7 protein-coding genes are annotated in these 10,923 nt (G+C 60.0%); 3 read left to right on the top strand and 4 right to left on the bottom strand.

The annotated features are described in order from the left end of the window. A partial coding sequence (locus GBC55_RS26550; protein ID WP_218576876.1) for a hypothetical protein occupies window positions 1-180 on the top strand: 180 nt, incomplete at its 5' end. Window positions 181-212: 32 nt separating this feature from the next. On the opposite strand, the gene guaD is transcribed toward GBC55_RS26550, so the two are convergent. The 4 genes from guaD to xdhA form a co-directional block, all read right to left on the bottom strand. Further along, window positions 213-1,517 (bottom strand): guanine deaminase, encoded by a 1,305-nt coding sequence (guaD, locus tag GBC55_RS26545; RefSeq protein WP_162440794.1) that lies wholly within the window; start codon window positions 1,515-1,517, stop codon window positions 213-215. Between the two features lie 8 nt (window positions 1,518-1,525). Next, complete coding sequence (gene xdhC, locus GBC55_RS26540) at window positions 1,526-2,383, bottom strand: xanthine dehydrogenase accessory protein XdhC (RefSeq protein WP_162440793.1); 858 nt, start codon at window positions 2,381-2,383, stop codon at window positions 1,526-1,528. Between the two features lie 147 nt (window positions 2,384-2,530). Continuing rightward, window positions 2,531-4,930: a xanthine dehydrogenase molybdopterin binding subunit gene (xdhB, locus tag GBC55_RS26535; RefSeq protein ID WP_162440792.1), complete on the bottom strand. Its 2,400-nt coding sequence runs from the start codon at window positions 4,928-4,930 to the stop codon at window positions 2,531-2,533. Then, entirely contained in the window at window positions 4,923-6,377 is a 1,455-nt protein-coding gene (xdhA, locus tag GBC55_RS26530; protein WP_162440791.1) for a xanthine dehydrogenase small subunit, read from the bottom strand. Before xdhA ends, xdhB begins: the two co-directional genes overlap by 8 nt. Before the next feature lie 268 nt (window positions 6,378-6,645). On the opposite strand from xdhA, the gene GBC55_RS26525 reads away from it, so the two are divergent. Beyond that, window positions 6,646-7,305, top strand: a complete 660-nt coding sequence (locus GBC55_RS26525) for a GntR family transcriptional regulator (protein WP_162440790.1) — start codon at window positions 6,646-6,648, stop codon at window positions 7,303-7,305. Between the two features lie 2 nt (window positions 7,306-7,307). After that, window positions 7,308-10,796 (top strand): chromosome segregation protein SMC, encoded by a 3,489-nt coding sequence (smc, locus tag GBC55_RS26520; protein WP_162440789.1) that lies wholly within the window; start codon window positions 7,308-7,310, stop codon window positions 10,794-10,796. Window positions 10,797-10,923 lie beyond the last annotated feature (127 nt).

Raw genomic sequence — 10,923 nt, 5'->3', positions numbered from 1 at the left:
ATTCATCTCGCATTACAACTATCGCCGTTGCCACTCCGCCTCGAACCACTTGCCGCCTGCGCTGTTCGAGCAACAGGCGGCTTAATCCTCCTACGGGATGGTTTAAAAAAACTGAACCACTACACCGAAGGCTGCGATCTTTTGATCTTTCTGGCAGGCAATAAAAATCCCCCGGGCTGAAAAGCGGCGGGGAATTTTTTATGCCTGAAGACTTAGCGCTGATGCACCAGCGCACCCGCCGCATAGGTCTGCAGCACCGTCCGGTCATCGCCCAGCGTCATCAGTACAAACAACGTCTCGGCAATGTTGTTGGCCTGCTTCAAGCGATAGCTGAGCAGCGGCGTAGCGTTGTAATCCAGCACCAGGAAATCCGCGTCGGTGCCCGGCAGCAACGTGCCGATCTTGTCTTCCAGACGCAGCGCACGGGCACCGCCCAGGGTCGCCAGGTACAGGGATTTGAACGGGCTCAGTCGTGCGCCTTGCAGCTGCATGACTTTGTACGCTTCGTTCAAGGTTTGTAGCAGGGAGAAACTGGTACCGCCGCCGACGTCCGTCCCCAAACCGACATTCAGTTTGTGCTTCTCGGCCATCGGCAGATTGAACAGGCCGCTGCCGAGGAAGAAGTTCGAGGTCGGGCAGAAAGCAATGGCCGAACCGGTTTCTGCCAGTCGCGCGCACTCGTCGTCGCACAGGTGCACACCGTGGGCGAAGACCGAGCGCTCGCCGAGCAATTGGTAGTGATCGTAGACGTCCAGATAGCCTTTGCGCTCAGGGAACAGTTCCTTGACCCACTCGATTTCCTTGAGGTTTTCGCTGATGTGGGTCTGCATGTACAGATCTGGATACTCGCTGAGCAACTGCCCGGCGAGGGTCAATTGTTCCGGCGTACTGGTCGGGGCAAAACGCGGCGTGACCGCGTAGTGCAAGCGGCCCTTGCCGTGCCAGCGTTCGATCAATGCCTTGCTTTCCACGTAGCTGGATTCAGCGGTGTCGGTCAGGTAGTCCGGCGCGTTGCGGTCCATCATCACTTTGCCGGCGATCATGCGCAGGTCCAACTGCTCGGCAGCTTCGAAGAACGAGTTCACTGATTGCGGGTGCACGCTGCCAAATACCAGTGCCGTGGTGGTGCCGTTGCGCAGCAATTCCTTGATGAAAATGTCCGCGACTTCGTCAGCGTGAGCCTTGTCGGCGAACTGGCTTTCGCACGGGAACGTGTAGGTGTTGAGCCAGTCCAGCAGTTGCTCGCCGTAGGCACCGACCATGCCGGTTTGCGGCAGGTGAATGTGGGTGTCGATGAAGCCCGGGGTAATCAGGGCGTCCTGATAGTGGGTGATGTCGATATCGGCAGGCAGGGTCGGCAGCAATTCGCTGGCGTGGCCTATGGCGCTGATCTGGCCGTTATCGACCACCAGCAAGCCGTCCTCGAAATACTCGTAGGAGGCTTCGATGCCCACTTCGGCGGGATCGGCGATGCTGTGCAGGATGGCGGCGCGGTAGGCTTTTCGAGTCAGAGGCATTGTCGTTCTCAATTCGTGGCTTTCAGGTTTGAAGCGTGGCTGCGACGTGAAGCGGGCAGCAGCTTGGCAATCGGTTCGGCGCTGGACGTTTGCTGGCCGAAATTGGCGTTGTAGGTGGCGATGATTTCGCCGGCGATGGAGATGGCGATTTCCACAGGCAACTTGCCTTTGACGTCGCCGATGCCCATCGGGCAGCGCATGCGTTGCAGCACGGCGCTGTCGAAACCGCGATCACGCAGGCGATGTTCGAACTTCACCCGTTTGGTCTTCGAACCGATCAGGCCGAAGTAGGTGAAGTCGTTGCGCTTGAGGATTGCGGCGGTGAGTTCGAGGTCGAGCTGGTGATTATGGGTCATGACGATGCAGTAACTGCCGGCGGGCAAATCGTCGATTTCATCCACCGGTTCTTCGGCGACGATCTTGCGCACGCCGTGGGGCATCTGCTCAGGGAACTCCGCATCCCGCGAGTCGATCCAGCGCACGCGACAGGGCAGGCTCGCCAGCAGCGGCACCAGTGCACGGCCCACATGGCCGGCGCCGAACACGGCGATCTGCGCCTGGACCTGGCCCATGGGTTCAAACAGCAACACGGTCACGCCGCCACAGCATTGGCCCAGGCTGGCGCCGAGGCTGAAGCGCTCCAGGTGCGTGTCCTGCTTGCCACTGGCGAGCATTTCGCGGCCGATCTGCATGGCCTTGTATTCCAGGTGCCCGCCACCGATGGTGTCGAACGTCTGGTGGGCGCTGATGACCATCTTCGAGCCGGCATTGCGTGGCGTCGAGCCGAGCTCTTCGATGATGGTCACCAACACGCAGGGTTCACCGCGGTTTTGCAGGTCGGCGAGGGCGTCGATCCAGTTGTACATGTTTCACCTCGACATCTGTGTAGTCAGTTCGGGCCTCATCGCCAGCAGGCTGGCTCCCACCTTTGGATCTCTGTTAGCCACAGAATGTGTGCTCACTAAAAATCCACTGTGGGAGCTAGCCTGCTAGCGATTGGAGGCGACTCGGTCTTAAAGCGAAGCCAACTCCGGCTCTGCCTCAACCGCCTTCGCCACCTTCAACTGACGCATCTGCTCACAGCCCCACAACACCCGCTCCGGGGTCGCCGGCGCGTCGATGTGCGGTTGATGTTTGTAGTCGCCCAGACTTGCCACTGCATCCTTGATCGCACACCACGCCGCGATGCCGAGCATGAACGGTGGCTCGCCCACTGCTTTGGAGTGGAACACCGTGTCTTCCGGGTTCTTGCGGTTTTCCACCAGCTTCACCCGCAGGTCCAGCGGCATGTCCGCGACCGCCGGGATCTTGTAGCTGGCCGGGCCGTTGGTCATCAGTTTGCCCTTGTTGTTCCACACCAGCTCTTCCATGGTCAGCCAGCCCATGCCCTGGATGAAACCGCCCTCGACCTGACCGATGTCGATGGCCGGGTTCAGCGAGGCGCCGACGTCGTGAAGAATGTCGGTGCGCAGCATTTTGTACTCGCCGGTCAGGGTGTCGATGATCACTTCGCAACAGGCTGCGCCAAACGCAAAGTAATAGAACGGCCGACCTCGTGCCTGGCTGCGGTCATAGAAGATTTTCGGGGTCTTGTAGAAGCCGGTGCTCGACAACGAAACCTGCGCGAAATAGGCCTGTTGGATCAGCGCTTCGAAGGTCAGGATGTGATCGCGAACCCGCACGTGGCCGTTGTGGAATTCCACGTCCTCTTCGCTGACCTTGTATTGACGGGCAGCGAATTCGACCAGGCGTTTCTTGATAATTTCGGCGGCGTTCTGCGCGGCTTTGCCGTTCAGGTCAGCACCGCTGGAAGCTGCAGTCGGCGAGGTGTTCGGGACCTTGTCGGTGTTGGTGGCGGTGATTTGCACGCGGTCGATTTCGACTTGAAAGACCTCGGCCACGACTTGCGCAACCTTGATGTTCAAGCCCTGACCCATTTCGGTGCCGCCATGGTTCAGGTGGATGCTGCCGTCGGTGTAGATGTGGATCAGCGCACCGGCCTGGTTGAGGAAACTGGCAGTGAAGGAAATACCGAATTTCACCGGGGTCAGCGCCAGGCCTTTTTTCAGGATCGGGCTGTTGGCGTTGTAGCGGCGAATCGCTTCGCGACGCTCGGCATACTGGCTGCTTTCCTCCAGCTCGGCGGTCATTTCCTCGAGCATGTTGTGCTCAACGGTCTGGTAGTAATGGGTGACGTTGCGCTCGGTCTTGCCGTAGTAGTTGGCCTTGCGCACCGCCAGCGGATCGACGCCCAGATGGCGGGCAATCGCGTCCATCACTTCTTCAATGGCGACCATGCCTTGCGGACCGCCGAAGCCACGATAAGCCGTGTTCGAGGCGGTGTTGGTTTTGCAGCGGTGACCGTTGATGGTCGCATCGCCCAGGTAGTACGAGTTGTCGGCGTGGAACATCGCACGGTCGACAATCGAGGCCGACAGGTCTGGCGAGCAGCCGCAGTTGCCGGCCAGTTCCAGCGCAATCCCGTGCAGGCGACCGGTGCTGTCGAAGCCGACGTCATACTCGACGTAGAACGGGTGGCGCTTGCCGGTCATCAGCATGTCTTCGACACGCGGCAGGCGCATCTTGGTCGGCTGGCCAGTGAGGTGAGCGATCACGGCACAGAGGCACGCCGGGCTCGCCGCCTGGGTTTCCTTGCCGCCAAAACCACCGCCCATGCGACGCATGTCGACGACGATCTTGTTCATTGACACGTCCAGCACCTCAGCGACCAGCTTTTGCACTTCGGTGGGGTTCTGGGTCGAGCAGTAGACGATCATCCCGCCATCTTCAGTCGGCATCACCGAAGAGATCTGGGTTTCCAGGTAAAAATGCTCCTGGCCGCCAATGTGCAACGTGCCCTGAATACGATGTTCAGCGCTCGCCAATGCACTGGCCGAATCACCCCGCTGATGGGTATGGCTGTCGAGCACGAAGTGACGTTTGCGCAGGGCTTCGACGACATCCAGTACCGGTTCGAGGTCTTCGTATTCGATGATCGCAGCCATGGCGGCCTTGCGTGCGGTTTCCAGGTCTTTCGCGGCCACGGCGAGCACCGGTTGACCGACGAACTGCACGTCATCGATGGCCAGCAGCGGATCGCCGGGCAGCAACGGGCCGATGTCTTTCAGGCCCGGGACGTCTTCATGGGTGATTGCGATGCGCACGCCTTCGAAGGCGTAGCAGGGCGTGGTGTCGATGCTGATGATTTTCGCGTGGGCGCGGTCCGACAGCCGGGCGTAAACGTGCAGCTGGTTTGGAAATTCCAGGCGGTCGTCGATGTACTGCGCTTCACCGGAAACGTGCTTGGCGGCGCTGTCATGCTTGACGCTGCGGCCGACGCCACTGGTCAGGTCCTTGGCGAACAGTTCAGCCAGTTCGGCTTGGGTCTTCTCTACAGCGTGATGATTAGACATAAGCGGTCACCCGAGTCTCGATGTGCGGTGTTTGCAGTTCGATGAAGTATTTGCGCAGCAGGTTTTGCGCGCTGAGCAGGCGGTATTCCTTGCTGGCGCGGAAGTCCGACAGCGGCGTGAAGTCTTCACCCAGGGCGGCGCAGGCGCGTTCGACGGTGGCGTGGTTGAACGGTGAACCGAGCAAAACCGCCTCACAGCTTTTCGCGCGTTTCGGCGTGGCAGCCATGCCACCGAAGGCGACGCGGGCATCAGCGATCACGCCGTTTTCGATGCGCAGATTGAACGCAGCGCAGACCGCGGAAATGTCATCGTCCAGGCGCTTGGAAACCTTGTAGGCGCGGAACAGTTGTTCGACGCTGGCGCGGGGCACAATGATCTTTTCGATGAACTCGCTTTCCTGGCGCGCCGTGACCCGGTAATCGATGAAGTAATCTTCCAGCGCCATCGTGCGACGGGTTTCGCCTTTGCACAGAACGATCTGCGCGCCCAGGGCGATCAACAGGGGCGGCGAGTCACCAATCGGCGAGGCGTTACCGATGTTGCCGCCGAGCGTGCCCTGGTTGCGAATCTGCAAAGAGGCGAAGCGCTGCAGCAAATCGCCAAAGTCCGGGTATTCGGATTTCAACGCTTCGTAGCAATCGGAGAGGGCGGTCGCGGCGCCGATTTCCAGACGGTCGTCGAAGCGTTCGATGCGCTTCATTTCGGCGACGTTGCCGACGTAGATCATCACCGGCAAGGTGCGGTGGAATTGCGTGACTTCGAGCGCCAGGTCGGTACCGCCCGCCAGCAGGCGAGCTTGTGGGTATGCATCATAGAGGTCGGCCAGGTCGGCCACGGTCAGCGGCACCAGGCAGCGCTTGTCACCGCTGTTGAGTTCGCCGATGTCGGTGGGCGCGATGGCTTTCAGGCGGGCGATGGTGTCGGCTTCGCGGGCGTCGAATTGGTCCGGCTGTTTACCGCAGCAAGACTGCTCGGCGGCTTCCAGGATCGGGCGATACCCGGTGCAGCGACACAGGTTGCCTGCCAGGGCTTCGTGGGCTTTGTGCGAGTCTGGTTGGTCGCTGTTCTTTTGCAGCGCGAACAGTGACATCACGAAGCCTGGGGTGCAGAAGCCACACTGCGAACCATGGCACTCGACCATGGCTTTCTGCACGCTGTGCAGTTCGCCTTTGTGTTTGAGGTCTTCAACGCTGATCAGCTGTTTGCCGTGCAGCGACGACACAAAAGTCAGGCAAGAGTTGAGGCTGCGATAACGAATGTGCTCGCGGCCGTCGTCATCCGTTTGCAGCTCGCCAACCACCACGGTGCAGGCACCGCAGTCACCGCTGGCGCAGCCTTCTTTGGTGCCGGGTTTGCCCACATGGTCGCGCAGATAATTGAGCACGGTCAGGTTTGGGTCCAGGGCGTGCTCGCTACGGAGTTCCTGGTTAAGTAAAAACTGGATCACGGAAGGCCTCGCAGACTCATTATTGTTGTTAACCGCTTTGAACCGAATTTATCAGGTCTGACTTTTCGGTCAATGATTTTCTGACTTAAAGGTCAGGAAAAACCATTTTGGCGATCAACAACGCGTTCCATCAGTATTGACCCTCTCGGGATAGCCTGCTTTTTTGCGGGAATCGTGCCAAAAACCGCTGAGTGGGCACTCCGCCACAACCCCTCATGTGCGCTACACTGCGCCGCCTGTGCAGATCGAAAGAGTTTGAAGGACAATCATGACGTTCAAGGCGCCGGATAGCCTCGCCGAGCAAATTGCTCACCACCTCGCCGAACGCATCATTCGCGGTGAAATGAAGCCCGGGGAGCGGATCCAGGAACAAAAGGTCACGCTGGCCCTCAATGTCAGTCGCGGCTCGGTCCGTGAGGCCTTGTTGATCCTCGAGCGTCGCCACCTGATCGCGATCCTGCCGCGACGGGGCGCGCACGTGACCGAGTTGACGGCGCACAAGGTTCAGAGCCTGTGCACATTGATGAGCGAGCTTTATATCCTGCTCGGCAATGCAGTAGCTGCCGGCTGGAAAGTCCAGGCCGACATGGCGCCGTTCGTGCAGATCCAGCAGCGCCTGACCGACAGTTTCGAGCGCCAGGACATCCGCACCTTTGTGGATGACAGCTTCAATGTGATGCGCGCTGCGTATCCGTTCGCCAATAACCCGTATTTGCAGGAAACCGTCGAAAATCTGCAGCCGGCCATGAGCCGTGCGTATTTTCTCGCACTGGATCAGCGCAAGGCATCGATGAGCGAGTTCCTTGAGCTGTTCGAGCGCTTGCTCGCCGCCGTGCTGGCGCGTGACTTTGCGCAAATCCGTGAAGTGCTGACCGCCTATGGCCAACGCAGCTGCGATCTGGTGGTTTCCGCCCTGACGGACGCCTAAGCGTGCGGCTCAAGTGCATCAAGCTGGCGGGGTTCAAATCCTTCGTCGACCCGACCACGGTGAACTTCCCCAGTAACATGGCGGCGGTGGTCGGGCCCAATGGATGCGGCAAGTCGAACATCATCGACGCCGTTCGTTGGGTGATGGGCGAGAGCTCGGCCAAGAACCTGCGCGGCGAGTCGATGACCGACGTCATCTTCAACGGCTCCACCAGCCGCAAGCCCGTGAGCCAGGCGAGCATCGAACTGGTGTTCGACAACTCTGACGGCACGCTGCTGGGCGAATACGCTGCCTATGCGGAAATTTCCATTCGCCGCAAAGTGACCCGCGACAGCCAGACCACCTATTACCTCAACGGCACCAAATGCCGTCGTCGCGACATCACCGACATCTTCCTCGGCACCGGCCTCGGGCCGCGCAGCTACTCGATCATCGAGCAGGGGATGATCTCCAAGCTGATCGAGTCCAAGCCCGAGGACCTGCGCAATTTTATCGAAGAAGCGGCGGGCATCTCCAAGTACAAGGAGCGCCGACGCGAGACCGAAAACCGCATTCGTCGCACCCACGAAAACCTTGAGCGCCTGACGGACCTGCGCGAAGAGCTGACGCGTCAACTCGAGCGCTTGCATCGCCAGGCCGAGTCGGCCAGGAAGTATCAGGAATACAAAGGCGAGGAGCGTCAGCTCAAGGCCCAACTGTCGGCCTTGCGCTGGCAGGCATTGAACGATCAGGTCGGCCAGCGCGAGGCGATCATCGGCACCCAGGAAGTCACCTTCGAAGCCCTGGTCGCCGAGCAGCGCAACGCCGACGCGAGTATCGAACGCCTGCGTGACGGGCACCACGATCTGTCCGAGCGCTTCAATCTGGTGCAAGGGCGCTTCTATTCGGTCGGTGGCGATATTGCCCGGGTCGAACAGAGTATCCAGCACGGCCAGCAACGGTTGCGCCAACTGCAGGACGATCTCAAAGAAGCCGAACGCGCGCGCCTGGAAACCGAATCGCACCTGGGCCACGACCGCACGCTGCTGCTGACCCTCGGCGAAGAGCTGGACATGCTCACGCCAGAACAGGAAGTCACCAGCGCAGCCGCTGAAGAAGCCGCTGCCGCGCTGGAAGAGTCCGAAACCACCATGCACGGCTGGCAGGAGCAGTGGGACACGTTCAACCTGACGGCTGCCGAGCCCCGTCGCCAGGCCGAAGTTCAGCAGTCGCGCATCCAGCAGCTGGAAACCAGCATGGAGCGTCTGGCCGATCGTCAGAAGCGTCTCGGCGAAGAGCGTGCGTTGCTGTCGGCGGACCCGGAAGACGCCGCGATCATGGAACTCAGCGAGCAGTTGGCCGCCAGTGAAGCGACGCTGGAAGACTTGCAGGCCAGTGAAGAGGCCCAGGTCGAACGCCTCGAACAACTGCGCCAGGAATTACAGCTCGCGCTACAGAATCAGCAACAGGCACAGGGTGATCTGCAGCGTCTGAACGGACGCCTCGCATCCCTCGAGGCCCTGCAGCAAGCTGCGCTCGACCCTGGCACCGGCACCGCTGAATGGCTTCGCGAGCAACACCTGGCGGACCGTCCCCGTCTGGCCGAAGGCCTCAAGGTTGAAGCCGGTTGGGAGTTGGCGGTGGAAACCGTTCTGGGTGCCGACCTGCAAGCAGTGCTGGTGGATGATTTTGGTGATTACGACCTGGCCGGGTTCGCGCAGGGCGATCTGCGCTTGCTCAGTCCGGCCAGTGACGGGCTGCGTGTTGCCGGCAGTTTGCTCGACAAGGTTGAGGCGCTGATCGATCTGTCGCCTTGGCTGGGGCAGGTCAAACCGGTCGACAACCTCGAACAGGCCCTGGCCCAGCGCAGTCAACTGAGCGCCGGCCAGAGCCTGATCAGTCGCGACGGTTACTGGGTCGGCCGGCACTTTCTGCGCGTGCGTCGGGCCAGTGAAGCGGAAAGCGGCGTGCTGGCCCGCGGTCAGGAAATCCAGCGCCTGAGCATTGAGCGTGAAGAGCGCGAAGCCACGGTCGAAACCCTGGAAACCCAGCTGCAAAATCTCAGGGCACAGCAGCGTCAGCAGGAGAACGGCCGCGAACATTTGCGTCGCCTGTTGCAAGACGAAGCGCGTCAGCAAGGCGAGCTGAAAGCCCAGTTGTCCGCCGGCAAAGCCAAGGTCGAACAATTGACCCTGCGCCGCACACGGCTGGACGAAGAGCTCACCGAACTCGCAGAGCAACGTGCCCAGGAACACGAAAACATCGGAGAGGCGCGCCTGCAATTGCAAGAAGCCCTCGACAGCATGGCCCTCGACACTGAACAACGCGAGCTGCTGATGGCCCAGCGCGACAGCCTGCGCGAACGGCTTGATCGCGTGCGGCAGGAAGCCCGCCAGCATAAGGATCATGCGCATCAGTTGGCGGTGCGACTTGGTTCGCTCAAGGCTCAGCACGATTCAACACGGCAAGCATTGGAACGACTGGAAATGCAGTCCGAACGCCTGACCGAAAAGCGCGAGCAATTGAGCCTCAATCTGGAGGAGGGCGAGGCACCGCTGGAAGAGCTGCGCCTCAAGCTTGAAGAGTTGCTCGACAAGCGCATGACTGTCGACGAAGAACTCAAGACCGCGCAGATCGCCCTGGAAGACGCCGACCGCGAATTGCGCGAGGCCGAGAAGCGCCGCACCCAGGCCGAGCAACAATCCCAGCTGATTCGCAGTCAACTGGAAATGCAGCGCATGGAATGGCAAGCGCTGACGGTGCGTCGCAAGACCCTGCAGGATCAGTTGCTGGAAGATGGCTATGACCTGCACGGCGTGCTCGCCACGCTGACGGCAGAGGCCAACGAGAAAGACGCCGAAGAAGAACTCGAACGCATTGCTGCACGGATTCAGCGCCTGGGTGCGATCAACCTCGCGGCCATTGACGAATACACGCAGCAATCGGAGCGTAAGCATTATCTGGATGCGCAAAACGACGATCTGGTCGAAGCGCTCGACACCCTCGAGAACGTGATTCGCAAGATCGACAAGGAAACCCGTAACCGCTTCAAAGATACCTTTGATCAGATCAATGGCGGTTTACAGGCACTTTTTCCAAAAGTTTTCGGTGGCGGACGCGCGTATTTGGAACTGACGGGCGAAGATCTACTCGATACAGGGGTAACGATCATGGCGCAGCCGCCAGGAAAGAAGAACAGCACCATCCATTTGCTCTCCGGTGGCGAAAAAGCCCTGACCGCATTGGCCCTGGTTTTTGCGATCTTCAAGCTCAATCCTGCGCCGTTCTGCATGCTCGATGAAGTGGATGCGCCTTTGGATGACGCGAACGTTGGACGCTATGCACGGCTGGTCAAAGAGATGTCCCAGACAGTGCAGTTCATCTACATCACCCACAACAAGATCGCCATGGAAATGGCCGATCAACTGATGGGGGTGACGATGCACGAACCGGGCTGTTCGCGACTGGTGGCGGTGGATGTCGAGGAGGCGATGGCGTTGGTGGACGCCTAGCAGCGTAGCCACAAGCGGCAAGCTTTGAGCGGTCAGTGACGAGCTTGCGGCACCTGGCTTGGAGCTTGTAGCAGCGAAGCCCTGTAAAGTTGCCTTTGGTCGTGCTAGTTTAATATCAATTTTTCGT

Source organism: Pseudomonas sp. TNT3 (assembly GCF_010095445.2).
GTDB lineage: Bacteria > Pseudomonadota > Gammaproteobacteria > Pseudomonadales > Pseudomonadaceae > Aquipseudomonas.
Note: the sequence above shows the minus strand (reverse complement) of the source record. Positions and strands in the feature narration are given on the sequence as shown.

What these genes read in the sequence shown, in the direction of transcription:
- guaD (WP_162440794.1), bottom strand. Translation starts at nt 1,517, where the DNA reads ATGCCTCTGACTCGAAAAGCCTACCGCGCCGCCATCCTGCACAGCATC.
- xdhC (WP_162440793.1), bottom strand. Translation starts at nt 2,383, where the DNA reads ATGTACAACTGGATCGACGCCCTCGCCGACCTGCAAAACCGCGGTGAA.
- xdhB (WP_162440792.1), bottom strand. Translation starts at nt 4,930, where the DNA reads ATGTCTAATCATCACGCTGTAGAGAAGACCCAAGCCGAACTGGCTGAA.
- GBC55_RS26525 (WP_162440790.1), top strand. Translation starts at nt 6,646, where the DNA reads ATGACGTTCAAGGCGCCGGATAGCCTCGCCGAGCAAATTGCTCACCAC.